The sequence below is a fragment of the Acidovorax sp. GW823-FHT02H02 genome (assembly GCF_058797075.1).
Genome location: NZ_JBXAJH010000004.1, coordinates 298,654 through 323,663, shown reverse-complemented (window position 1 = coordinate 323,663; position 25,010 = coordinate 298,654). Strand labels below are relative to the sequence as shown.

Below are 25,010 nucleotides of genomic sequence, written 5' to 3'. Positions count from 1 at the left end.
CTCGCACGGGACACCGCATGACCTCCGCACCCCTGACCGTGATCCACTCGCGTGACAACGCCTTTGTCAAAGACCTGCGCCGGCTGGCGCAGGACAGCACGGCCTACCGCAAGCAGGGCCGTGTCTGGCTGGAGGGCGACCACCTGTGCAGCGCGGCCCTGCAGCGTGGCGTGCGGCCTGTGGTGGCGGTATTTTCGGAGTCTTTTTGGCCTCTGGCGCCTGCTGCATATGCGCAAGCAGCTATGAAGCTAGTAGTGATCGCCGATGCCCTGTTTGCCGACATCAGTGGCCTGGAATCACCGGCGCCCATGGGGTTTGTGGTGGATGTCGCCGCGCCGAGGGGGTTGCAGACGGGGGTGGCCACGGTGGTGCTGGACCGCGTGCAGGATGCCGGCAATGTGGGTTCCATCCTGCGCAGTGCATCGGCATTTGGCTTCCGGCAGGTGGCGGCGCTCAAGGGCAGCGCGGCGCTGTGGGCGCCCAAGGTGCTGCGCGCGGGCATGGGCGCGCACTTTGCGCTCGATCTCGTGGAAGGGCTGGAGGTGCAGGATCTCCAGGCGCTTCAGGTGCCACTGCTGGTGACCCATGTGCACGATGGCGACTTCCTGCACCGCGCCGCCTTGCCGTGGCCTTGCGCCTGGGTGCTGGGCCATGAGGGGCAGGGCGTGTCGCCCGCGCTGGAGGAGCGTGCCACCCGGCGTATCCGCATTGCGCAGCCTGGCGGCGAGGAGTCCCTGAACGTGGCGGCCGCCGCAGCCATCTGCCTGCACGCCAGTGGCGCCACGCGCTGAAATTTGGAACGCGCCGGCTGGGTCGGTTGTGAAGGAGAGGCGCATTGCGTGGCGTGCTGCAGCCCCTGTCTCGATGCCGCATTGCAGCATGAGGGCATTCGAAGCGGGACTCAGCTGGGTATAATCAAGGGCTTTTCTCGCAACAGCGTCGCCCGATCGCACCCAAAGCAACAACCCATCTGAGAGCAGCCGCCGGCACACCTTGCGCGAGCGGCCTGCAGGCGCCGGGCGACCGTAACCATCCGGAGAATCCAGTGCTCTTGTCTCTACAGGGAAACTTCCCGCCCGCCATCCTGGCGCTCGCAGACGGCACGGTCTTTATCGGTAATTCGATCGGTGCTTCATCCGCAGATGCGGGCACCACCGTCGGCGAGGTGGTGTTCAACACCGCCATCACCGGCTACCAGGAAATCCTCACCGACCCCAGCTATTGCCAGCAGATCGTGACGCTCACGTATCCGCACATCGGCAACTACGGCGTCAACACCGAGGATATCGAAGCCGACAAGGTCCATGCCGCAGGCCTCATCATCAAGGACCTGCCCCTGCTGGCCAGCAACTTCCGCCAGACCGAAACCCTCTCGCAATACCTTGTGCGCCACAAGACGGTGGCCATTGCCAACATCGACACCCGCAAGCTGACTCGCCTGCTGCGCAACAAGGGCGCGCAGAACGGTGCCATCGTCGGCCTGGCGGCCGGCGAAACCGTGACACAGGCACGCGTTGACGCAGCGCTGGCCGCAGCCAAGGCCGCGCCCAGCATGAAGGGCCTGGACCTGGCCCAGGTCGTGACCACCCCTGCCGCCTATTCCTGGGAGCAGACCGAGTGGAAGCTGGGCTCTGGCTACGGCAAGCAGGAGTCGCCGCGCTTCCATGTGGTGGCCTACGACTACGGCGTGAAGCTGAACATCCTGCGCATGCTGGCCGAGCGCGGCTGCAGGCTGACGGTGGTGCCTGCCAAGACGCCGGCCGCCGAAGTGCTGGCCATGAACCCCGACGGCGTGTTCCTGTCGAACGGCCCTGGCGACCCCGAGCCCTGCGACTACGCCATCACGGCGGTGCGCGAGATCATCGACAGCGGTATTCCCACTTTCGGTATCTGCCTGGGCCACCAGATCATGGCCCTGGCCTCTGGCGCCAAGACCTTCAAGATGCAGCACAGCCACCATGGTGCCAACCACCCGGTGAAAGACCTGGACAACGGGCGCGTCAGCATCACCAGCCAGAACCACGGCTTTGCGGTGGAGCTGGAGTCATTGCCCGCCAACCTGCGCGCCACGCACATCAGCCTGTTCGACGGCACGCTGCAGGGCCTGGTGCGCACCGACAAGCCCGCCTTCTGCTTCCAGGGGCACCCCGAGGCATCGCCCGGCCCGCACGACATTGCCTACCTGTTCGACCGCTTCACGGCATTGATGGCCACGGCCCAGGAGAAAAAATAATGCCAAAGCGCACAGACATTAAAAGCGTCCTCATCATCGGCGCCGGCCCCATCATCATCGGCCAGGCCTGCGAGTTCGACTACTCCGGCGTGCAGGCCTGCAAGGCCCTGCGCGAAGAGGGCTACAAGGTCATCCTGATCAACAGCAACCCTGCCACGATCATGACCGACCCGGCCACGGCCGACGTCACCTATATCGAGCCCATCACCTGGCAGACGGTCGAGAAGATCATCGCCAAGGAACGCCCCGACGCCATCCTGCCCACCATGGGCGGCCAGACCGCGCTGAACTGCGCGCTGGACCTGTGGCACCACGGCGTGCTCGACAAGTACCAGGTCGAACTGATCGGCGCCACGCCCGAGGCCATCGACAAGGCCGAAGACCGCCTGAAGTTCAAGGATGCCATGACCAAGATCGGTCTGGGCTCCGCGCGCTCAGGCATCGCCCACAGCATGGACGAGGCCTGGGCGGTGCAGAGGCAAGTGGGTTTCCCCACCGTGATCCGCCCCAGCTTCACGCTGGGCGGCACGGGTGGCGGCATTGCCTACAACCCCGAAGAGTTCGAGACCATCTGCAAGCGCGGCCTCGAAGCCTCGCCCACCAACGAGCTGCTGATCGAAGAGTCGCTGCTCGGCTGGAAAGAGTACGAGATGGAAGTGGTTCGCGACAAGGCAGACAACTGCATCATCATCTGCTCGATTGAAAACCTCGACCCCATGGGCGTGCACACCGGTGACTCGATCACCGTGGCTCCCGCGCAGACCCTGACCGACAAGGAATACCAGGTCCTGCGCAACGCCAGCCTGGCAGTGCTGCGCGAGATCGGCGTGGACACCGGTGGCTCCAACGTGCAGTTCTCGATCAATCCGCAGGACGGCCGCATGGTCGTCATCGAGATGAACCCGCGCGTCTCCCGCTCCTCGGCGCTGGCCTCCAAGGCCACGGGCTTTCCGATCGCCAAGGTGGCGGCCAAGCTGGCCGTGGGCTACACGCTGGATGAGCTCAAGAACGAAATCACCGGCGGCGCCACGCCCGCATCGTTCGAGCCCTCGATCGACTACGTGGTCACCAAGATCCCACGTTTTGCCTTTGAGAAGTTCCCCACTGCCGACAGCCGCCTGACCACGCAGATGAAATCGGTGGGCGAGGTCATGGCCATGGGCCGTACCTTCCAGGAGTCCTTCCAGAAAGCCCTGCGTGGCCTGGAAGTGGGTGTGGACGGCATGAACGAGAAGACCCAGGACCGCGAAGTCCTGGAGAAGGAGCTGGGCGAGCCCGGCCCCGAGCGCATCTGGTACGTGGGCGATGCATTTGCCATGGGCCTGTCGGTCGATGAGGTGTTTGACCTCACCAAGATCGACAAGTGGTTCCTGGTGCAGATCGAGCAGATCGTGAAGATCGAGCTCGATATCGACAAGCTTGTGGCCGAGAAGGGCGCGGGCGCCCTGGCGGCAATCGATGCCGGCACGCTGCTCACGCTCAAGCAAAAGGGCTTCTCCGACCGCCGCTTGGCGAAACTGCTCAAGACCACCGAGAAGGCCGTGCGCGAAGCGCGCCGTGCGCTGAACGTGCGCCCGGTGTACAAGCGCGTGGACACCTGCGCGGCCGAGTTCGCCACCGACACCGCTTACCTGTACTCCACTTACGAAAATGCCACCTACGGGGGCGTCGCGGAATGCGAGGCAGAGCCCACCGCCAACAAGAAGATCATGGTGCTGGGCGGTGGCCCGAACCGGATCGGTCAGGGCATCGAGTTCGACTACTGCTGCGTGCATGCGGCCCTCGCCATGCGCGAGGACGGCTACGAGACCATCATGGTCAACTGCAATCCCGAGACCGTCTCCACCGACTACGATACCTCCGACCGCCTGTACTTCGAGCCCGTCACGCTCGAAGATGTGCTGGAGATCGTGGATAAGGAAAAACCGGTCGGTGTGATCGTGCAGTACGGCGGCCAGACGCCACTCAAGCTCGCCCTGGGCCTGGAAGCCGAAGGCGTGCCGATCATCGGCACCAGCCCCGACATGATCGATGCGGCCGAAGACCGCGAGCGCTTCCAGAAGCTGCTGGGCGAGTTGGGCCTGCGCCAGCCGCCCAACGCCACGGCCCGCACCGAGCCGGAAGCGCTGGAAAAGGCATCCGCCCTGGGCTACCCCCTGGTGGTGCGCCCCAGCTACGTGCTGGGTGGCCGCGCGATGGAAATCGTGCACGAGCAGCGTGACCTGGAGCGCTACATGCGCGAGGCCGTCAAGGTGAGCAACGACTCGCCCGTGCTGCTCGACCGTTTCCTCTCCAACGCCATCGAGTGCGATGTGGACTGCGTGCGTGATTCCGCGGGCGTCACCTTCATCGGCGGCGTGATGGAGCACATCGAACAGGCCGGCGTGCACAGCGGCGACTCGGCCTGCTCGCTGCCCCCGTACTACCTGTCGCAGCCCACCATCGACGAAATCAAGCGTCAGACGGCCGCCATGGCCGAGGGCCTGAACGTGGTGGGCCTGATGAACGTGCAGTTCGCCATCCAGGAAGTGGATGGCAAGGACATCATCTACGTGCTGGAAGTGAACCCCCGCGCATCGCGCACGGTGCCCTTCGTCAGCAAGGCCACCGGCATCCAGCTGGCCAAGGTGGCTGCGCGCTGCATGGCGGGCCAGACCCTTGCCAGCCAGGGCATCACCCAGGAAGTGACGCCCCCGTATTTCAGCGTGAAGGAGGCCGTGTTCCCGTTCGTCAAGTTCCCTGGCGTGGACACCATCCTCGGCCCCGAGATGAAGTCCACCGGCGAGGTGATGGGCGTGGGCAAGACCTTCGGCGAAGCCTTCGTGAAGAGCCAGCTGGGCGCGGGCACCAAGCTGCCCACCTCGGGCAAGGTGTTTCTCACCGTGAAGAACAGCGACAAGGCACGCGCCGTGGCCATTGCCCGCGACCTGGTGGCGATGGGCTTCGAGCTCGTGGCCACCAAGGGCACGGCGGCGGCCATTGCCGAGGCCGGCGTGCCAGTGGCGGTGGTCAACAAGGTGACCGAGGGCCGCCCACACATCGTGGACATGATCAAGAACGACGAGATCGCCATGGTCATCAACACGGTGGAAGAGCGCCGCAACGCGATCGCCGACTCGCGGGCCATCCGCACCTCGTCGCTGCTGGCGCGCGTGACCACGTTCACCACCATCTTTGGTGCGGAAGCCGCGGTCGAGGGCATGAAGTTCCTCGACAAGCTCGATGTGTATTCGGTGCAGGAACTGCACGCCCAGCTGGCCGCCTGATGGTGGTCGGCACCCGGGCAAACGCGGCATAATCTGCCCTGACCAGACACCGCCGCGCGGCAACGTGCGGCGGTTTCCTTTTTAGGGTCGCCAAAGGCATGGACAGCGAAGCTTCCTGTCCATGTCGGGTGACTGACCGGCGGGGTTGCTTCGTGCCCCCACCGCTTTGTTTGACGGAGATTCATCGCAATGGCCACCATTCCCATTACCAAGCGCGGCGCTGAAATGCTCAAGGCCGAGCTGCACCGCCTCAAGACCATAGAGCGGCCCGCAGTGATCACGGCAATTGCCGAGGCGCGTGCGCAGGGAGACCTCAGCGAAAATGCCGACTACGACGCGGCCAAGGACCGCCAGGGCTTCATCGAGGGCCGCATTCAGGAAATCGAGGGCAAGCTGTCAGTTGCTCAGGTCATCGACCCCAGTGCCGTGGACGGCGGCGGCAAGGTGGTGTTTGGTGCCACGGTCGAACTGGAGGATGAAGACTCGGGCGACACGGTGAAATACCAGATCGTGGGCGAGGACGAGGCCGATCTGAAACAAGGCCTGATCAATATCTCCAGCCCGATTGCCCGGGCCCTGATCGGCAAGGAAGAGGGTGACACGGCGGAAGTACAGGCGCCGGGCGGCGTGCGCCGCTATGAAGTGGTGGCCGTCAGCTACCTGTGATCCGAAGCACCATGCACACCCGCCTTCCTGCCTTTCTGGCGGCCCTCTGGTGGGGCAGTCTGACGACCATCGGGCTGCTGGTGGTGCCGTTGTTGTTTGCCCATTTGCCCACCCCGGCACTGGCGGGCGGCATGGCGGCAAGGCTGTTTGCCGCCCAGACCTGGGTGACGGTAGTGTGTTGCGTGCTGTTGCTGCTGGTTTCAAGGCCAAAAGGCGAGGTGACCCAATATCCATGGGCGCAAGCGGCTATGGTTTTCATAGTTGCAGGCCTGCTGCTGGCATTGCTGACCCAGTTTGGCGTGGCGCCGCGCATCGTCGCCCGGCAGGATTTGCGCCTGTGGCACACGGTGGGTAGCGTGACGTATGCCGTGCAGTGGGTGTGTGCAGGCATGTCGCTCTGGCGAACGCTGCCGGCCCGTCATCCACAATGACGGCTGGTCGCGGCTCTGTGATCGCAACGGGAGGCAGGTGATGGTTTCGCAAGTCGTACGCATCGAAACAACGCAATGGCAGGGGCTGCAGGGTAATCCTGCCTGGACGACTGCGGTGGAGGGGGGGCAGGTGCTGTTCTTTCCCCAGCTCGCTTTTGCACTGCTGCCGGAGGAGAAAACATACCTGCGCCCGGACATCCGCGACCCGGGCGCACGCAACATCAGTCTGGATGCCCAGGGCCGCCTGAAAGGGGCGGCGGGCGACGCGGCAACGCAGGCGGGCCTGGCGGCGATGGTGGGGCGCTTTCGGGAGCAGGCCATGGCGCTGGTCTCGGGCCTGCTGCCGGACTATGTGCCCGCGCTGCGCCTGGCGCCCACGAGCTTTCGGCCCATGCAGGTGGAGTCGCGTGTGCAGTCGTGGCGCGCGGACGACCGCCGCCTGCATGTGGACGCCTTTCCATCGCGCCCCAATTACGGTGAGCGCATTTTGCGCGTGTTCACCAATGTCAATCCCGAGGGCCGGCCCCGTGTGTGGCGGCTGGGTGAACCGTTTGAAACGGTGGCGCGCAATTTCCTGCCCAAGGCCAAGCCCTATGTGCGCTGGCAGGCCCATGCCCTCCAGGCGCTGCATGTGACCAAGTCGCTGCGCAGTGAATACGATCACCTGATGCTGCAACTGCACGATGGCATGAAGCGCGACCTGGCCTACCAGAAAGAGGCGACGCAGGAAACCGTGCCATTTCCTGCCGGATCGACCTGGATCTGTTTTTCCGACCAGGCTTCGCATGCGGTGATGTCGGGCCAGTACATGCTGGAGCAGACCCTGCACCTGGCCCCCGGCCATGAGTACGACCCCGCCGCGAGTCCGCTGGCGATCCTGGCGCGCCTGACGGGACGCCCCTTGGTGGGGGTTTGAGGGCCCGCCCGGTCGGGCGCGGCTATTCGTTCCAGTAGCGCGCAATCCAGCGCGCGGGCTCCATGTGCCGAAAGCGCTTGTTGCGGCGGCCGGCGAGGGCGTCGGGCGGGTTGCACTCGCCATGAAATATCACCACCCGCGCATCTGCAGGCACGATCGGCTCGCGCCAGTAATTGCTGGGCCAGGCGGGAATGCAGCTGTACTTGAAACTGGGGCACCAGGCTTGCGGCCAGTACTGCAGTTTTCCCTGGCTGTGCAGCCGGTGTGACAGGTAGGCCTGCTCATTGCGAAATTGTGAGCGTACCTCGTTGATATGGCTGCGGAAGTAGTCCAGCAGGTCGGCGTGTGCGCCCAGTTCGAAGCGGTAGATCGACGAGTTGCCGGTGATGCGCCCGAACTGCCACGGCCGCACATAGTCGCGGATGATGCGAAAGCTGCCGGGTTGCTCGAAAAAACCATCGAGGCTACCCACCACCACCACGTCCAGGTCCATGAACAAGGCCGTGCCGCGCAGGCCATGCAGATCCGCTTCGAAGGTGGTGAGCTTTTGCCAGGCGCCATCGCGCTCGCCGGGCGCCAGATTCAGGTCCAGATCGGGAATCGGCAGGCAATGCACCTCCTGGCGAATGCCTGTGCTGTCGTCGGTCAGGCAAACGAAGTGAAAATCACCCGTGAGGTTGCGGCGCACCATCGCGTACAGCCGGTTGACGTATTCGGGGCCGTATTTTGTGCCCCATTTCATGCAGATCACATGGCGCTGCTGCGCCGCGGCAGTGGGTGCGGCCATGGCGTCAGTCAGCCTGGCTTTTCTTGATCGACTTCAGCTTGGGCTTTTTTGCCCGCTTGATCTGCCCGCCGGACGTGAGGCGCTGGTTGCCCAGCACGCGCAGTTGCTTGATTTCGGGCCGCTGGCCGCCGCGTTTGCTGTATTTGAGCACCTTGACGTCGCGCGGGCCGGGCATGCGGTCTTCGTCCGGTGTGCGCTCCTTGGCGGGCTGGGGGCGCCAGAGCACCAGAAGTTTGCCGATGTGCTGGATGGGGGCCGCGTTCAGCTCTGCAGCCAGCTGCTGGTACATCAGTTCACGGGCCGTGCGGTCATCGTTGAAGATGCGCACCTTGATCAGCCCATGGGCGTTCAGGGCGGCATCGATTTCTTTTTGCACCGCGGCGGTCAGGCCATCTCCCCCTACAAGGACCACGGGGTCGAGGTGGTGGGCATTGGCGCGATGTTCCCGGCGCTCTGCGGGAGTCAGTTGAATTTGGGGCATGGCCGTATTATGTCTGCGGCCCGTCGCGGAGCGACTTCACCCCGTTGCGCGTGGTGAGCACTTGACGCAATCAGCGGTGCCGATTGTCGAGAGACAATGGAGCGGTATGAAAGTTAAAACCCAAAGCAAGAAGGTCAACAAGGCCTGGTTGAACGACCATGTCAATGACACCTACGTCAAGCTGGCCCAGAAAGACGGCTATCGCGCGCGTGCGGCCTACAAGCTCAAGGAAATCGACGAGCAGCTGGGGTTGATCAAGCCGGGCCACACGGTCGTGGATCTGGGCTCCACCCCCGGGGCCTGGAGCCAGTATGTGCGCCGGCGACTGTCACCTGCAGGGGCGGCGGCCGGGCAGCTCAATGGCTGCATCATTGCGTTGGACATTCTGCCCATGGAGCCCGTCGAGGGCGTGACTTTCCTGCACGGCGACTTTCGGGAGCCCGAGGTATTGCGGCAGCTGGAGGACGCATTGCAGGGCAGGGCGGTGGATGTGGTGGTGTCCGACATGGCGCCCAACCTGTCCGGCATCGAGTCGGCCGATGCGGCGCGCATTGCGCATCTCGTGGAGCTTGCCGTGGACTTTGCCTGCCAGCACCTGAAGCCCGAGGGCGCGCTGGTGGTGAAGCTGTTCCATGGTAGCGGCTATGGCGAACTGGTGGCGCTGTTCAAGCGCAGCTTCAAAACCGTCAAGCCGATCAAGCCCAAGGCCTCACGAGACAAGTCCTCCGAAACTTTCCTGGTGGGCATGGGTCTCAGAAACAACGCCTGAGTGGGGTGGATCGGGGCCATGATTTATGCCATTTGGCGCCAAAGTCCGTGCTGAGTCCATGGCAGGCAGGGGGAATAAGACCCCCCAAGGCTTGAAACACTTAAAATGGGACATACGTAAGCCGTGACGGCTTCGTGACCGTTTTTTCCCGCGACTGGAGTCCTGCTTGAACAATCAGTGGTTTTCAAAAATTGCCGTGTGGCTGGTCATCGCCATGGTGCTGTTCACTGTGTTCAAACAGTTCGACACCCGCACCGGTGCGAGTGCCGGCCATGTCGGCTATTCGGAGTTCCTGGAGGAAGTCCGCAGCAATCGCATCAAGAGCGCCACGATCCAGGAAGGCCAGGGTGGCACCGAGATCGTTGCCGTCACCAACGATGACCGCAAGATCCGCACTACCGCCACCTACCTTGACCGCGGCCTTGTCGGCGATCTGATCAACAACAACGTCAAGTTCGACGTCAAGCCGCGTGAAGAAGGCTCTTTGCTCATGACCCTGCTGGTTAGCTGGGGGCCCATGCTGCTGCTGATCGGCGTGTGGGTGTATTTCATGCGCCAGATGCAGGGCGGCGGCAAGGGCGGAGCCTTCAGCTTTGGCAAGAGCAAGGCGCGCATGCTGGACGAAAACACCAACCAGGTCACGTTCGCCGACGTGGCTGGCTGTGACGAAGCCAAGGAAGAGGTCAAGGAAGTCGTCGACTTCCTGAAAGATCCCCAGAAGTTCCAGAAGCTCGGTGGCCGCATCCCCCGTGGTCTGCTGCTGGTCGGGCCACCGGGTACCGGCAAGACCTTGCTGGCCAAATCCATTGCCGGTGAAGCCAAGGTGCCGTTCTTCAGCATCTCGGGTTCGGACTTTGTGGAAATGTTCGTCGGTGTCGGCGCGGCCCGCGTGCGCGATATGTTCGAGAACGCCAAGAAGAACGCCCCCTGCATCATCTTCATCGACGAAATCGACGCCGTGGGCCGCCAGCGCGGTGCGGGCCTTGGCGGCGGCAACGACGAGCGCGAGCAGACCCTCAACCAGATGCTGGTCGAGATGGATGGCTTCGAGACCAACCTGGGCGTGATCGTGGTCGCTGCCACCAACCGCCCCGACATTCTGGACGCTGCTCTGCTGCGCCCTGGCCGCTTCGACCGCCAGGTGTATGTGACGCTGCCCGACATCCGCGGCCGCGAACAGATCCTGAACGTGCACATGCGCAAGATTCCGATCGGCCAGGACGTGAATGCCGGCATCATCGCCCGTGGCACACCCGGCATGAGCGGTGCCGACCTGGCCAACCTGTGCAACGAAGCCGCCCTGATGGCTGCGCGCCGCAACGCCCGCACCGTGGAAATGCAGGACTTCGAGAAGGCCAAGGACAAGATCCTCATGGGTCCAGAGCGCAAGAGCATGGTCATGCCCGAGGAAGAGCGCCGCAATACGGCCTACCATGAGTCCGGCCATGCACTGATCGGCAAGCTGCTGCCCAAGTGCGACCCGGTGCACAAGGTCACGATCATTCCCCGTGGCCGCGCCCTGGGCGTGACGATGAGCCTGCCTGCGCAGGACCGCTACAGCTACGACCGTGAATACATGCTGAACCAGATCAGCATGCTCTTTGGTGGCCGTATTGCCGAAGAAGTGTTCATGAACCAGATGACGACCGGCGCCAGCAACGACTTCGAGCGGGCCACCCACATCGCCCGCGACATGGTTACGCGCTACGGCATGACCGATGCCTTGGGGCCGATGGTCTATGCCGAGAATGAAGGCGAGGTGTTCTTGGGTCGTTCGGTGACCAAGACCACCACCATGAGCGAGCAGACCATGGAAAAGGTGGACATGGAAGTGCGCCGCATCATCGACGAGCAGTACAACCTGGCCCGTCGCCTGATTGAAGAGAACAGCGACAAGATGCACGCCATGGCGAAAGCCCTGCTCGAGTGGGAAACCATTGATACCGAGCAGTTGGACGACATCATGGCTGGCAAGGCACCGCGCCCACCCAAGGACTGGACACCGCGTACGCCCCCATCCTCCGGCGATGGCCCCAGCGGTGGGTCGCCCGCTGTGACCACGGAGCCCGCCCCTACCGTTGCTTGACGCGGGAGCACCTTCATTACCAAAACGGGGCTTGTGGCCCCGTTTTTGTTTTCACCACCCATTTTCCCGGAGTCCCATGTTCTGGCAAACCACCCGATTCACCCTGGATCTGACCCGCCCTCACACCATGGGCATTGTCAATGTGACGCCAGACTCCTTCTCCGACGGGGGGCGTCATGGATCCACTGCGGCGGCGCTGCGCCACTGCGAGCAACTTTTGAAGGATGGCGCCGACATCCTCGACATCGGCGGTGAATCCACCCGTCCTGGCAGCCCGGCCGTGGGTCTCGATGAGGAACTGGCGCGTGTACTCCCCCTGGTGCGCGAAGCGGTGGGCCTGGGCGTGCCGATCTCGGTGGATACCTACAAACCCGAGGTCATGCAGGCGGTGCTCGATCTGGGGGCCGATATCGTGAACGACATATGGGCTTTGCGCCAGCCCGGAGCTGCGCAGGTGGTGGCGCGGCACCCGCACTGCGGTGTGTGCCTGATGCACATGCACGGCGATCCGCAGACCATGCAGGTGGCACCCATGGTGGGTGATGTATTGCCGCAGGTGCTCTCATTTTTAGAGCTTTCAGCGCATGACCTGCAGGCGCTGGGGGTCAACAAGACCAGAATTGTGCTGGACCCGGGTATTGGCTTTGGCAAAACAGTGGCACAGAACTTCGCCCTGCTGGCGCGCCAGCGCGAGTTGCTGGCACCGGGCTATCCGTTGCTGGCAGGCTGGTCGCGCAAATCATCACTGGGTGCGGTGACGGGCCTGGACGTGGAGCAACGGCTGCAGCCCAGCGTGGCCGCTGCGCTGCTCGCAGTGGAGCGCGGCGCCCGCGTGGTGCGCGTGCACGATGTCCGCGAAACGGTGCAGGCACTGGCGGTCTGGCGTGCCATGGAGTCAGACCCCGTGGTGGCTGGGTAAGGGCAGTCTGGCGCTATTGGCAACGCCTCGCGGGGTACTTGGCTGCGATGGGGTCGCAGGACGGAGGTGGGCTTGCCATGCGCTAGACTCAAAATTCACAATATCAGCGCAAAGCCGTTTCCATGACTCAAAAATATTTTGGTACCGATGGCATTCGTGGCACTGTCGGGCAGTTTCCCATCACCGCTGACTTCGTATTGCGTCTGGCGCATGCCGTCGGTCGGGTATTGAAACAGGCCGAAGAGCGCCCCACGGTGCTGATTGGCAAGGACACGCGCATTTCAGGCTATATGCTGGAGAGCGCCCTGGAGTCGGGCTTCAACTCTGCGGGGGTGGATGTGGTGCTGCTGGGGCCTATACCTACACCGGGTGTGGCTTACCTGACCAGGGCACAGCGGGCCAGTCTGGGGGTGGTCATCAGCGCCAGCCACAACGCCTATCCCGACAACGGCATCAAATTCTTCAGCGCCCAGGGTACCAAGCTGCCGGATGCCTGGGAACTGGCGGTGGAAGCCGCACTGGATGAGCCCCCCAAGTGGGCTGATTCGGCCTCCCTGGGCAAAGCCCGCCGCCTGGACGATGCGGCAGGCCGGTACATCGAGTTCTGCAAGAGCACGGTCCCGCACGCGATGTCCTTGCGAGGCCTCAAGATCGTGGTGGATGCAGCCCATGGTGCTGCCTACCAGGTGGCTCCCAAGGTGTTCCATGAACTCGGTGCCGAAGTGCTGACCATAGGTTGTGCGCCGGATGGTCTCAATATCAACCACGAGGTGGGGGCCACCCATCCCGATGCACTGGTACGGGCGGTGCGCGCCAACCATGCCGACTATGGCATCGCGCTTGATGGGGATGCCGACCGGCTGCAGATGGTGGACGCGGCGGGACGTTTGTACAACGGGGATGAGTTGCTGTACCTCATGGCGGCCGATCGCATGGGGCGCGATGAGCATGTGCCTGGTGTGGTGGGCACCGTGATGACCAACATGGCCGTCGAGGTCGCTTTGCATGCCCGTGGCGTGAAGTTGGTGCGGGCGCGCGTGGGCGACCGCTATGTACTGGAAGAATTGGCACGCCACCACTGGGTGTTGGGTGGCGAGAGCTCGGGCCACCTGTTGGCGCTGGACCGCCATACGACGGGCGACGGCATCGTCAGTGCCTTGCAGGTGCTGCAGGCATGCGTGCGCAATGGGAAAACCATGGCACACATGCTGTCTGACGTGGTGCTTTATCCCCAGGTGCTCTTGAATGTCCGCCTGGTGCCGGGGCAGGACTGGAAGTCCAACAAATTGCTTGCACAGACCACTCAGGCTGTTGAGCAGGAGTTGGGTTCCACCGGGCGCGTCCTGATCCGCGCCAGCGGCACGGAGCCCCTGCTGCGGGTGATGGTGGAGGCGCGTGATGCGCAAATGGCCAGTCGCTGCGCGCAGGCGCTGGCCGATGCGGCCCGCGCGGGCTGAGTTTTTGTGCCTGAAGGGCGGGAAAGCGCCGGAGCGTTTTCCTGAGCGCTAAGGAGCAGGGTACTCCGGCATTTCGCTCGCGCTCTTGAGTGCGCCGCTGAACCTGTGGCAAATGTTGAGTGGCTGCAGGGCAATCCCTGGTTGCCGGCATCGTCTTGTGGACGGCGTTTGCCCGGTGCCACCGTTGTTTGTGGGCAATGCGTCATGCAATCGACATGACAACGACATGGCGTTGTCACGGGAGTCTTTCACACTGCTTTGCGAGGAAGCGGTGCCCGAATAGGTAGCGATTTCCGGAGAAAGCCATTTTCCTGCCCCTCGGAGACGTCCCATGAATGAGTTGACCAACCTGCCGCTGCTACCTGCTTCACCGTCAACCGGGGGGGCGCATGCGCGCACAGAGGGCAAAAGCAGCGTTGCCCCGTTGATGCAGGTGCAGGGCAATATTCAGGTGGGTTGGGCGCGGCACCTTGATGAAGTGCGTCAGGCGCAGCGACTGCGCTTCGATGTCTTTGCCGCAGAAATGGGCGCCCGGCTGGCAACGACCCTGCCGGGCCACGATGTGGATCTGTTTGACGACTACTGCGAGCATCTTTTGGTGCGCGATGTGCCAAGCCAGCAGGTGATCGGAACCTACCGGGTGCTCACCCCGGCACAGGCAAAGCGTGTGGGGGGGACCTACAGCGACAATGAGTTTGATCTGACCCGCTTGCGCAGTTTGCGTCCCCGCATGGTCGAGCTGGGCCGCAGTTGCGTGCATCCGGACCATCGCCATGGGGGGGTCATTCTGGCCCTGTGGGGGGCGCTGGCGGACTTCATGGTGCGCAACCAGCTCGATACGATGATTGGCTGCGCCAGTATTCCGATGCTGCACAACGGCGTGGTGAGCGGCGATGCAGCTGCCAGCATCTGGCAGCAATTGCGCCAGACCCACATGGCGCCCATTGATTTCCATGTGCGGCCCCGGCTGCCATTGCCGGTAGAGCAGCTCGATGGTTCTCTGCTGATCGAGCCACCTGCCTTGATCAAGGGCTATCTGCGCCTGGGAGCCCGGGTTCTGGGGGCGCCGGCCTGGGATCCGGATTTCAATACGGCCGACCTGCCGATGCTGATGCGCATTGCCGACCTGCCCTCCCGCTATCGCAAGCACTTTCTGGGGGCCTGATGCGTACGGCGTTCGACGCCTTGGGGCCGTGGAGCGCAGCCTTGGGCACGGAGGGAGTCGCCAGCCATACGGGTGACGTGCATGTGCCCGAGCCGCACCGTTTCCGGGCGGTGTTCATTTCCGATCTGCACCTCGGAACTCCGGGCTGCCAGGCAACGGCGCTGCTGGATTTTCTCAAGCACCATCCCAGCGAAACGCTTTATCTTGTGGGGGATATCGTGGACGGGTGGCAGCTGCGTCGCAGATGGTTTTGGCCGCAGGCCCACAACGATGTGGTCCAAAAACTGCTGCGCAGTGCCCGCAAGGGATGTCGCGTGGTGTTCGTGCCGGGCAATCATGATGAATTTGCCCGTGCGTTCGTCGGCCATTCGTTCGGTGGTATCGAAGTGGTTGCCGATGCCGTGCACCTGACGGTCGATGGCCGGCAGCTTTGGGTCACCCATGGTGACTACTTTGACGGAGTTATCCAGTGTGCCAAGTGGCTGGCCTACCTGGGGGATAACCTTTATGAGTTCACTCTCAAGCTCAATCGGCACCTTAATTCGTTGCGTGCGCGCATGGGCTTGCCATACTGGTCGTTGTCGGCCTATCTCAAGGGCAAGGTGAAAAAAGCGCTCAATTATGTAACGGACTTCGAGATCGCCGTTGCGGCAGAGGCGCGCCGGCGGGGGCACCATGGCGTGGTTTGCGGACATATCCACCGTGCAGAAATGCGGGAGATCGACGGCATTCTGTATTGCAACGATGGCGACTGGGTCGAGAGCCGTACTGCACTGGTGGAGCATCTCGATGGTCGATTGGAGTTGTTGCAATGGCCTGCCCGGCCCGCGGTGCCATCTTTAGCCCCGGTCTCGGAATTGGTTGCATGAAGATTGTTCTGGTGACGGATGCGTGGCATCCGCAGGTGAATGGGGTGGTGACCACTCTCGTGGAGTTGGTGCAGCAACTGCAGGGGCTGGGGCACGAAGTCCATGTGATTCACCCAGGCCAGTTTCGCAACCGCCCTTGTCCCGGCTATTCAGGCATCGATCTCGCGGTTCGACCGGCAGCGTCTTTGGGGCGCGCCATGGACGCCATCAAGCCGGACGCCATCCACCTCGCCACGGAGGGGCCTCTTGGATGGGCTGCCCGAGGCTATTGTCTGCGCCACAAACTGGCTTTCACCACGGCATTTCACACGCGATTTCCTGAAATATTGAATGCAGCCGTGCGTGTTCCGCTGGCATGGGGCTATGCATTGTTCAGGCACTTCCATCGTCCGTCCTCGGGAATCATGGTGCCCACGCAAGGAGTCCTGCAAATGCTGGAGCGTCGTGGGTTTCGCAATTTGCGCCAGTGGACCCACGGTGTGGATACGCAGGCGTTCCCTTTTCAGGGGGAGGCTTCACCCAGCCCCCTGGTTGGCGCATTGGCCCATCCCGTGAGCCTGTATGTGGGTCGCGTTTCGTACGAAAAGAACATTGAGTCCTTCCTGCAGATCAGGATGCCCGGCACCAAGATTGTGTGCGGCGTGGGTCCATTGGAGCAGCGGTTGAAGGAGCGTTATCCCGAGGTGCGGTGGGTGGGCCTGCTGGATCGGCAATCCCTTGCAGCACTGTATGCCTGTGCCGATGTGTTCGTATTTCCCAGCCGCTCAGAGACCTTTGGGTTGGTCATGCTGGAGGCCATGTCCTGCGGAACCCCCGTGGCGGCGTTTCCGGTGGATGGTCCGCTGGAAGTCCTGGGGGCTCTGGATCCACAAGGCGTGAGGGGCGGTGTTCTGCATGAAGACCTGCTTTCGGCATGCCAGGCAGCATTGGCTGTGCCGCGTCACGAGGCCCGTCGCCGGGCGCTGGATTTCACCTGGGCCAATGCAACAAAACTCTTCGTTCAGCATCTGGTTCCCGCCCGATCAGATGGGTTGTTGCATCTTATGTCTGTCACATAAAGCGCCATATGAATTGACACAAGAATGTCATATTCGTATTGAATACTGGGAAAGTCTGTACAACCCCTGATTGCGTGCCCATGTCTCCACTGTCCCCTGACGCTGCCGTGGCCCCATCGCGCGCCAAACTACCTGTCGTCGCAGCGGGTTCTGGCGCCGCAGAAATACTGGATCCGCAGCCCGCAGCACCGGTGGCGCAACTTTCTGTGGTGGAGCTTCTGGACAGGGACCACAGCATTCTGGCCTTCAATGAGCGTGTGTTCGATTGGGCTGTCCGGACCGACGTGCCGCTGCTGGAACGGCTGCGCTATCTTTGCATCGTGTCTTCCAATCTGGATGAGTTCTTTGAGGTGAGGGCTGCGCCGCACATCACCGCAGCCAAAAACGGAGAGACCAAGGGTCTCTACACCGAAGCATCATTCGAGGCCCTGTCGGTCTTGGCGCACGACCTGGTGGCGCGGCAATATGCTCTGTACAACGAATCCCTGGTTCCGGCTTTTGCAGCGCACGGAATTCGCATTGTTCCGCATGGTGAGCGCTCAGCTATCCAGAAGCGCTGGGTGCACGACTATTTCATGCGCGAAGTGCGGCCGCTGCTCATTCCCGTGGGGCTGGATCCTGCCCATCCATTTCCGCAGGTCGCCAACAAATCCTTGAATTTCATCGTGCGACTCAAGGGGCGCGATGCGTTTGGGCGTGAAAACGAAATTGCCATTGTCAAGGTCCCCCGCGCCTTGCCGCGGCTTGTTCGCATGCCGCCGAAGGTTGCACCCAAGGAGGCCTTGTTCGTCAGTCTCTCCAGTATCGTGCGGGCGCACCTGCATGACCTTTTCCCGGGGCGGGAGGTCACCGAGTTTTCGCAGTTCCGCGTGACCCGCCATTCCGATCTGGCACTCGATGAAGAGGACGTCCGCAACCTGAGAACGGCACTGCGCCAGGGCTTGCAGCATCGCCACTATGGCCAGGCGGTTCGGTTGGAAGTTTCTGCCGGCTGTTCGGCGTTTCTTTCGAACTTTTTGCTTGAGCAGTTTGAATTGCCCGCTGCCGCGCTTTACCGTGTCAGTGGGCCGGTCAATCTGGTGCGCCTGACCCAGTTGGTGGATCTGGTCAACGATCCCGCGTTGCTGTTTTCCCCCTGGCGTTCTGCCTGGCCGCGGCAGATTCAGCCCGGTGTTTCCATCCTGGAGCAATTGCGGCACCGCGATATCTTGATGCACCAGCCGTTCGAGAGCTTTGACGGTTTGCTGGCCTTTCTGCGCGAGGCGGTCAATGACCCCCAGGTGCTGGTTATCAAGCAGACCATTTACCGCACCGGTTCAGACTCTGAGCTCATGGATCTGTTGACCGAGGCAGTGCGCCGCGGCAAGGAGGTCATGGCCGTGGTGGAACTCAAGGCGCGCTTTGACGAAGAAGCCAATATCAACTGGGCTGAAGCGCTGGAATCCATTGGTGCCCAGGTGGTGTACGGTGTGGTGGGGCTCAAGACACATGCCAAGATGCTGCTGGTCACCAGGCGGGAGGGGCGTCAGCTTCGTCGCTATGGCCATTTGTCCACGGGCAACTACAACATGCGCACCGCGCGCCTGTACACCGACCTGAGCTATCTCACCGCGGACGAAGAAACCACCGCCGACATGGATGGGGTGTTCAACCATCTGGCCAGTCAGAATCGCCCACCCAGGTTGCGCAGGCTGCTGTTGGCGCCGTTTCACCTGCACCGCCGCATGCTGGAAAAAATTGAGCAGGTGGGGCTGGCAGCCAGCCGAGGAGAAGATGCGCGCATTGTGGCCAAAATGAACGCCCTGACGGATGAAGCGTTGATCCGGGCGCTGATCCTTGCCGGGCAGCGCGGTGCTCGGATTGACCTCATTGTGCGGGGTGCCTGCATGCTGCCGGCCCAGTTGCCAGGAGTCACTGAAAACATCCGGGTGCGCTCGGTGATTGGCCGTTTTTTGGAGCACACACGGGTGTTCTATTTCCGCTCAGGCAGCCAGGAAGATTTGTACCTGTCCAGCGCCGACTGGATGAACCGCAACATGATGCGGCGGGTGGAACTGGCCTGGCCCGTGACGGACCCGGTTTTGCGTCAGCAGATCGTGGACGAATGCCTGGTCGCCTATCTTCATGACGACAAGGACGCCTGGATGCTCAAGGCGGATGGAACCTATGAGCGCGCCAGCCAGCCTATCGCCGGCCAGGGGGCTCAGAATGCACTGATGGTGCGATACGGCGGCATGTCGGCTGCGGCTCTGCAGGATCAGGGAGCGGCGTGATGGACCTCATCCTCTGGCGTCACGCCGAAGCCGAGGAGGCGGCTGATGGTGTGGATGATGCGGCGCGTCCTCTTACGCCGCGAGGCGAGAAGCAGGCGGCACGCATGGCAGCCTGGCTGGACCGGCAATTGCCGGAAGGTTTGAGGGTGCTCGCAAGCCCGGCTCGGCGTACGGAGCAGACGGCCAGGGCTTTGGGGCGCAAGTTCAAGATGCGTGCCGAGCTTCTGCCCGGGGGCAGCGTGCAGGACTTGCTGGAACTGGCCCAGTGGCCGCGTGCCCGTGGAGCCGTGCTGATCATCGGGCATCAGCCTGTGCTCGGACAGGCGATTGCTCAATTGCTGGAAATGCAATCACCCGAATGCACCGTGCGCAAGGGCGCCGTGTGGTGGCTCCGCCAGCGCCAAAGACTGGACCATAGCCAGACCGTGCTCATGACAGTGCAGTCCCCGGAATTCCTCTGACCTGCAATCACCGGGCCATTCCGGTACTGTCCAGCTCACTTGCCTTGCTTGCGGACTGTTTTTGCCGAGGGCTTGGCGGCTGGGGTCTCCGCTTTGGGACGCCCCGTCTTGATGGATGGAACCGCTTGCAAGGCATTGCGCAGGGCCGCGTCCGACAGCCCTGCCAGCACCTTCAGACCGGCGCGCAGCAGTTCGCTTTTCTTGGCTGGCTGGGCGAGCAAGTTCGCGCGTTGCTTGAGTGTCTCGATGACGGCGTACTCGTCCTTGGGGATGGTGAAGCTGTCGCGAACCAGTTTGGGCTTTTTGGCGCGAACTTCCTTGGCTTGCAAGGCGGGCGCAGGCGCTGGTGCTGCCTTGGCTGGAGCGGGTGTTGCCGAACGCTTGACGGGTTTGGCCGGTGCCTTGTTGGCAATTGTCTTGGGTTGACTCGTCGCTGATGTCTTTGCACCGGCCGCGGTTGCCGTTGCAACGGTGCTCGCTGCTGCGGTCTTGGCGGCAGGTTGTGTGGGTGTTGTGCTGGCGTTTTGGCCTGGAACAGTGCTGGAGGTGTTCATGGTGAATGAATGAATAAACGGTATAAACAGTTTATACCGTTTATTGCATCACGTCACCCAAGTCTGAGTTCCAGCTCCCAGGGCGTTTTTTGCCAGGCTACCAGTTCTTCCCGCAGCAGGTAGGCCGATTGGGGGTAGGCAGCCGTCCATCCGGCCCGGGTGCTGACGGTGTGGCGCGTGCCCAGTGTCTGCAAGGACAGGCCTTCCACATCCGGGTCGCGTCGTGCATGGCAGAGCGCGACCGCCATGCGCAAACTCAACAACTGCAGGGCAAAGCCAGGGTCGTTGATCAGGGCTGCCTCCAGCTTGCGGACTTTGCCCCGCTGCCCCAGCACCAGCGCACCGAGCCTGTGCAGTTCGGACACGGCAAACCCTGCCGCGTCGGTGTGATCCAGGATGTAGGCGCCATGGCGGTGGTATTCGCTGTGAGAGATGATGCCGCCAATCTCGTGCAGGCGAGCGGCCCATTGCAGCTTCCGTGCTGCGCGCTCGCTGTTCTGGGGCGCCGCCTGGGTGAAGAGGTCGGAGGCAACGCGTGCCACCCGTTCGGCCTGTGCTGCGTCCACCGAGAATCGCTGCATGAGGCCTTTCACCGTGGTGGTTCTCAAGTCGGTCTCGGGCTGCTCGCGGTCCAGCAGGTCGTAGAGTGCGCCCTGGCGCAGCGCGCCCTGGGCCACTTGCATCTGCCGGATCTCGAGAAGATCAAAAACAGCCCGCAGCACGCTGATACCTCCGCCAATCACTGCCCGCCGGTCTTCCTTGAGCCCCTCCAGGCGAACGCGATCTGCATGGTGCGCGCGCAGCAGGCGGTCATGCAGCCATTCCAGTCCTTCCAGGGTGATCAGCCCCTGCGGGCCACCCGCGGCAAAGAGGATGTCGCCTACTGCTCCAGCCGTACCCGAAGACCCATAAGCGATATCCCAGGTTTCTGGCCGGAATGTGCCAAGGGCCTCATCGAGCACCGCCTTGGCCGCGATTTCTGCGGCCATGAATGCCTGCCGTGTGAACTGGCCATTGGCAAAGTAGCGCGTGGACCATGCCACGCTGCCAACCCGGAACGAGGCCACCGTGTGGGGGTTGAATTGCTGGCCGAGAATGAACTCCGTGGACCTGCCGCCAATGTCCACCACGAGCCGGCGTTCGTCCGATTGGGGTAGCAGGCGTGCAACCCCCTGGTAGATCAGCCGGGCTTCTTCCGGGCCTGACACCACATCGATGGGGTAGCCCAGAATTTCTCCACCGCGGATCAGGAAGTCTTCCCGGTTGCGGGCTTCGCGAAGGGTCTGGGTTGCCACGGCGCGCACTTGTGCGCGCTCAAACCCCGCCAGGCGCTCGCCAAAGCGCGCCAGGCAATCCCAGCCGCGCTGCATGGCTTCGGGGGTGAGGTTGAATTCTTCGTCAAGGCCATTGCCCAGGCGCACGGTTTCCTTGAGATATTCCATCCGTTGGATGTGACCGTGCTCGTAACGGCCGATTTCAAGGCGAAAGCTGTTCGATCCCAGATCGACAGCTGCGAGCAGTGTTCCGTTGTGCATGTTTCTGCGCGTGATGCGCTTGATCTCCAGCGGGCAGCATAGCACCCGCGCCCCTTTTCTCGGGCCTGTATCAACCGATGATGCGCCCGTCCTGCGTCAGCATGCTTTGCGTGACGTAGGCGTTTGAACGCTTGGTTCCTTGATAGGCAACGGTATACCCGCCCACATTGACGTCGGCACGCCTTTGCAATGCCGAGAGCATGCTGGCGCGCGTCAATGGTCCTGAAATTCCGCCCAGGATTTCGGCGGTATAGCGCGCTGCAATGAACCCGGCCAGACCTTGCGGGGAGGGGGCCTCATCAAAGAATCGGCTTAGCGCGGCACGGTATGCGCGCACCACGGGCAGGCTGGATGTGATCAATGGAACGGGCTGGGTGGCAATGATGGAGATGCCTTTGGGCGTGCCTCCCATCTGGGCCAGCACCTGCAGGTTCACATCGGCCAGGGCCACGACAAAGCACTGGCGGCCTGCCGGGGCAATCAGCTTGCTGGTGAATGCATGCAGCTCTGGTGTTCCGCCCACGAACAAGATGATGGTCTGGGTTGGATTGATGAGCTGATTCGCTGCCTGTCCTTCCGTGCCCGGAAGCGGCAATATCTGTGCCTGCAAACCCAGGCTCTTTGCTGCCTGGAAAACATAGGCTTGAGATTGGTGTTGTACCTGTGCGGAAGCAAACACCACGCCGATCTGCTTTACGCCCAGGGATGCATGGGTCTGGATGGCATGCGCTATCTGAATCTGGTGGCCCGGGAACACCTCGAACACTGTCTCTGCCTCGTTGTCGGTGACGGCGTTGTGCAGCCACGGGGCCACGAGCGCCAGGGGTGACGCCGAACCCGCCGAAGTCTGCAGGGCCACAAGCCCGGCGGCTGCGGCATTGCCCACGCAACCAGACAGCGCTATGCACTCGGGTTGACGGTGGGCGGCCTGCCATGCGGCCGCGAGGCCTTGGGGGGTGCCATCGGTCTCGATGGTGACGTGCCGCACTGTCCGCCCGCGTACACCGCCGCGCGCATTCAGGTCTTGCCAGGCCGATCGGGAGCCCGCCAGAAAGTCGCGGCTCACATCCTGCTGGCCGAAAGTCAGGTCAACAATCTGGGCCACCACCAGCGAGCGTTCTCCGTCGCTGTTGCGAGGAGGGCTCGCCGAGGAGGGCTGGGCCATTACTTCGCCTGCCATGACGGCACTTGCAGCAGCGGACCATTGAATCCAGTGTCGGCGATTCAGTGAAACCGCGGGGAAGTCGGAGAAGTACATGGCCATGGAAGCTCTGAGCGGTGCTTATTTCTTCGGCGGCATCAGCACGCGGTCCACCACATGCACCACGCCATTGGTGGCCGCGATGTCGGCTTGCTCCACCATGGCGTCTTCCACGGTCACGAACGTGCCAGCGCGCGCCAGTGCGACGTTTGCGCCCTGCACGGTCTTGAAATTACCTGGCTTCACTTCTGCAGAGGCCAGGCGCGATGGCACGATGTGGTAGCTGAGCACGGATTTCAGCAACGCTTTGTCTTGCTTGAGTGCTTCCAGGGTCTTGGCGGGAACTGCTTTGAATGCCGCATCGGACGGCGCAAAAACGGTGTAGGGGCCTGCAGCCTTGAGGGTGTCCGTCAGGCCGGCTTCTGCAACCAGGGTATTGAAAGTCTGCAGCGAGGGGGTCTTGGCGACCGTGTCGGCCAGCGTCTGGGATGTTGGGGCGTGCGTGGCGCAGGCGCCCAGAGCGGTCACTGCCACCAGGGCGATGGCAGATTGAAGTGCATGACGGCGAAACATGGAATTCTCCTGGAAGTAGATAGCCGACGCATGTCGGTCGCAGGAGACTACGCAACGGCCGTGACAAAAATATGACGATTTGATTCAATACGGCCCCGTGGGAACGGGAAAATAGGTGTGTGACAGGTATTGGTAAATGTCACGGTGTTGTCATATATGACACCTAGAGTCGCGGCATCCCAACTTTTTCAACCCAAAAGGTATCTTCATGAAAATGTCCGTGATTCGAGTTCTGGTGGCTGGTGTCGCTTCTGCTGGAGCATTCTCCAGTGCCATGGCGCAGCAGGAAGCCACGGGGGCTGGTGCTAGTTTTCCTGCGCCGCTGTACTCCAAGTGGGCGTCTGACTACCACAAGGCCACTGGCGTGAAGATCAACTACCAGTCGGTGGGTTCGGGTGCTGGCCTGCGCCAGATCGAAGCCAAGACGGTGGATTTCGGTGCTTCCGACGCGCCCCTCAAGGACGAGGATCTCGCCAAGAAGGGCCTGGTTCAGTTTCCCACCGTGATCGGCGGCATCGTTCCGGTGGTCAATATCAAGGGTATTGCACCCGGGCAGCTCAAGCTGAACGGTCAGGTGCTGGGGGATATCTATCTGGGCAAGATCACCAAGTGGAGCGATCCTGCCATCAAGGCGCTGAATCCTTCGCTGCCGCTGCCGGATGATTCCATTGCGCCAGTGCGTCGCGCCGACGGTTCGGGCACCACTTTTGGCTTTACGAACTACCTGTCCAAAGTCAACGCCGAGTGGAAGAGCAAGGTGGGTGAGGGTACCGCCGTGAACTGGCCCACGGGTGCGGGCGGTAAGGGCAATGAAGGTGTGGCTGCATTCGTGGGCCGCCTGCCCAACTCGATCGGCTATGTGGAGTACGCCTATGTCAAGCAGAACAAGCTGACCTACGCACAGCTGCAAAACTCGGCTGGCAATTATGTTTCACCCGATGATTCGACCTTCAAGGCGGCTGCCGCGGGTGCTGACTGGGCCAAGAGCTTCTATCAGATCCTGACGAACCAGCCAGGCAAGGATGCGTGGCCAATCACTTCTGCCACGTTCATTCTGTTCCAGAAGACCCAGGACAAGCCGGTGCAGGCTGGTACGGCTCTGAAGTTCTTCGAGTGGGCTTACAAGTCGGGTGACAAGACGGCGTCCGAACTGGACTATGTTCCCATGCCAGACAGCGTCAAGAACGTCATCATCAAGTCCTGGGGTGACATCAAGGACACCTCTGGCAAGGCTGTGTCGTTCAAGTAATCTCCTGGGCCGGCATCCTGCCGGCCATTTGATTTAACCTTTCAAGGCTACCAACGTGTCT

The 25,010-nt window shown here is 62.4% G+C and carries 22 protein-coding genes; 16 read left to right on the top strand and 6 right to left on the bottom strand.

The window, feature by feature from the left end; translation table 11 throughout:
* Positions 1–17 precede the first annotated feature (17 nt).
* From AC1RDS_RS06815 to kdoO, 6 genes are all read left to right on the top strand, one after another.
* Positions 18–791, top strand: a complete 774-nt coding sequence (locus AC1RDS_RS06815) for a TrmH family RNA methyltransferase (RefSeq protein WP_348683464.1) — start codon at positions 18–20, stop codon at positions 789–791.
* 254 nt (positions 792–1,045) lie between these two features.
* On the top strand, positions 1,046–2,233 hold the full coding sequence (gene carA, locus AC1RDS_RS06810; protein WP_092696478.1) for a glutamine-hydrolyzing carbamoyl-phosphate synthase small subunit: 1,188 nt from the start codon (positions 1,046–1,048) through the stop codon (positions 2,231–2,233).
* Positions 2,233–5,499 carry a carbamoyl-phosphate synthase large subunit gene (gene carB, locus AC1RDS_RS06805; RefSeq protein WP_092696479.1) on the top strand — a complete coding sequence of 1,089 codons (3,267 nt, stop codon included), beginning with the start codon at positions 2,233–2,235 and terminating at the stop codon, positions 5,497–5,499. The genes carA and carB overlap by 1 nt, the downstream gene beginning before the upstream one ends.
* Positions 5,500–5,688: 189 nt before the next feature.
* The gene (greA, locus tag AC1RDS_RS06800; RefSeq protein ID WP_287878012.1) at positions 5,689–6,165 is read left to right on the top strand and encodes a transcription elongation factor GreA; all 477 of its coding nucleotides are present in this window, start codon (positions 5,689–5,691) and stop codon (positions 6,163–6,165) included.
* 11 nt (positions 6,166–6,176) lie between these two features.
* Positions 6,177–6,596 carry a DUF4149 domain-containing protein gene (locus tag AC1RDS_RS06795; RefSeq protein WP_287878015.1) on the top strand — a complete coding sequence of 140 codons (420 nt, stop codon included), beginning with the start codon at positions 6,177–6,179 and terminating at the stop codon, positions 6,594–6,596.
* Positions 6,597–6,636: 40 nt separating this feature from the next.
* The gene (kdoO, locus tag AC1RDS_RS06790) at positions 6,637–7,512 is read left to right on the top strand and encodes a Kdo hydroxylase KdoO (RefSeq protein ID WP_287878017.1); all 876 of its coding nucleotides are present in this window, start codon (positions 6,637–6,639) and stop codon (positions 7,510–7,512) included.
* A 22-nt stretch (positions 7,513–7,534) separates the two neighbouring features.
* On the opposite strand, the gene AC1RDS_RS06785 is transcribed toward kdoO, so the two are convergent.
* Positions 7,535–8,299: a glycosyltransferase gene (locus AC1RDS_RS06785; RefSeq protein ID WP_287878018.1), complete on the bottom strand. Its 765-nt coding sequence runs from the start codon at positions 8,297–8,299 to the stop codon at positions 7,535–7,537.
* Positions 8,300–8,303: 4 nt separating this feature from the next.
* A complete protein-coding gene (locus AC1RDS_RS06780; RefSeq protein ID WP_026436876.1) occupies positions 8,304–8,780 on the bottom strand; it encodes a YhbY family RNA-binding protein in 477 nt (158 codons plus the stop codon).
* 106 nt (positions 8,781–8,886) lie between these two features.
* Here AC1RDS_RS06780 and AC1RDS_RS06775 point away from each other — a divergent pair, with 106 nt between their 5' ends.
* From AC1RDS_RS06775 to sixA, 9 genes are all read left to right on the top strand, one after another.
* Positions 8,887–9,549: an RlmE family RNA methyltransferase gene (locus tag AC1RDS_RS06775; protein WP_287878021.1), complete on the top strand. Its 663-nt coding sequence runs from the start codon at positions 8,887–8,889 to the stop codon at positions 9,547–9,549.
* Between the two features lie 166 nt (positions 9,550–9,715).
* Positions 9,716–11,635: an ATP-dependent zinc metalloprotease FtsH gene (ftsH, locus tag AC1RDS_RS06770; RefSeq protein WP_092696485.1), complete on the top strand. Its 1,920-nt coding sequence runs from the start codon at positions 9,716–9,718 to the stop codon at positions 11,633–11,635.
* Positions 11,636–11,711: 76 nt separating this feature from the next.
* Positions 11,712–12,554, top strand: coding sequence for a dihydropteroate synthase (gene folP, locus AC1RDS_RS06765; protein ID WP_348683460.1), 843 nt, complete (start codon positions 11,712–11,714; stop codon positions 12,552–12,554).
* Positions 12,555–12,676: 122 nt separating this feature from the next.
* Complete coding sequence (gene glmM, locus AC1RDS_RS06760; protein ID WP_092696487.1) at positions 12,677–14,011, top strand: phosphoglucosamine mutase; 1,335 nt, start codon at positions 12,677–12,679, stop codon at positions 14,009–14,011.
* A 427-nt stretch (positions 14,012–14,438) separates the two neighbouring features.
* Positions 14,439–15,176: a GNAT family N-acetyltransferase gene (locus tag AC1RDS_RS06755; RefSeq protein WP_425285631.1), complete on the top strand. Its 738-nt coding sequence runs from the start codon at positions 14,439–14,441 to the stop codon at positions 15,174–15,176.
* Positions 15,176–16,045, top strand: a complete 870-nt coding sequence (locus AC1RDS_RS06750; RefSeq protein WP_348683458.1) for a UDP-2,3-diacylglucosamine diphosphatase — start codon at positions 15,176–15,178, stop codon at positions 16,043–16,045. The genes AC1RDS_RS06755 and AC1RDS_RS06750 overlap by 1 nt, the downstream gene beginning before the upstream one ends.
* The gene (locus tag AC1RDS_RS06745; RefSeq protein WP_348683456.1) at positions 16,042–17,103 is read left to right on the top strand and encodes a glycosyltransferase family 4 protein; all 1,062 of its coding nucleotides are present in this window, start codon (positions 16,042–16,044) and stop codon (positions 17,101–17,103) included. The genes AC1RDS_RS06750 and AC1RDS_RS06745 overlap by 4 nt, the downstream gene beginning before the upstream one ends.
* 80 nt (positions 17,104–17,183) lie before the next feature.
* On the top strand, positions 17,184–19,376 hold the full coding sequence (ppk1, locus tag AC1RDS_RS06740; protein WP_092696491.1) for a polyphosphate kinase 1: 2,193 nt from the start codon (positions 17,184–17,186) through the stop codon (positions 19,374–19,376).
* The gene (sixA, locus tag AC1RDS_RS06735) at positions 19,376–19,837 is read left to right on the top strand and encodes a phosphohistidine phosphatase SixA (protein WP_092696492.1); all 462 of its coding nucleotides are present in this window, start codon (positions 19,376–19,378) and stop codon (positions 19,835–19,837) included. The genes ppk1 and sixA overlap by 1 nt, the downstream gene beginning before the upstream one ends.
* 35 nt (positions 19,838–19,872) lie before the next feature.
* Here the strand turns inward: sixA and AC1RDS_RS06730 are convergent, their stop codons facing one another.
* The 4 genes from AC1RDS_RS06730 to AC1RDS_RS06715 all read right to left on the bottom strand — a co-directional run bounded on the left by AC1RDS_RS06730 (position 19,873) and on the right by AC1RDS_RS06715 (position 23,700).
* Positions 19,873–20,391 carry a hypothetical protein gene (locus AC1RDS_RS06730; RefSeq protein WP_348683453.1) on the bottom strand — a complete coding sequence of 173 codons (519 nt, stop codon included), beginning with the start codon at positions 20,389–20,391 and terminating at the stop codon, positions 19,873–19,875.
* Between the two features lie 53 nt (positions 20,392–20,444).
* Positions 20,445–21,926 carry a Ppx/GppA phosphatase family protein gene (locus tag AC1RDS_RS06725; protein ID WP_026436807.1) on the bottom strand — a complete coding sequence of 494 codons (1,482 nt, stop codon included), beginning with the start codon at positions 21,924–21,926 and terminating at the stop codon, positions 20,445–20,447.
* A 70-nt stretch (positions 21,927–21,996) separates the two neighbouring features.
* Entirely contained in the window at positions 21,997–23,091 is a 1,095-nt protein-coding gene (locus AC1RDS_RS06720) for an ABC transporter substrate-binding protein (protein ID WP_244273580.1), read from the bottom strand.
* 117 nt (positions 23,092–23,208) lie between these two features.
* A complete protein-coding gene (locus tag AC1RDS_RS06715; RefSeq protein WP_026436805.1) occupies positions 23,209–23,700 on the bottom strand; it encodes a fasciclin domain-containing protein in 492 nt (163 codons plus the stop codon).
* 208 nt (positions 23,701–23,908) lie between these two features.
* Here AC1RDS_RS06715 and pstS point away from each other — a divergent pair, with 208 nt between their 5' ends.
* Entirely contained in the window at positions 23,909–24,949 is a 1,041-nt protein-coding gene (gene pstS, locus AC1RDS_RS06710) for a phosphate ABC transporter substrate-binding protein PstS (RefSeq protein WP_026436804.1), read from the top strand.
* Positions 24,950–25,010: the final 61 nt, after the last annotated feature.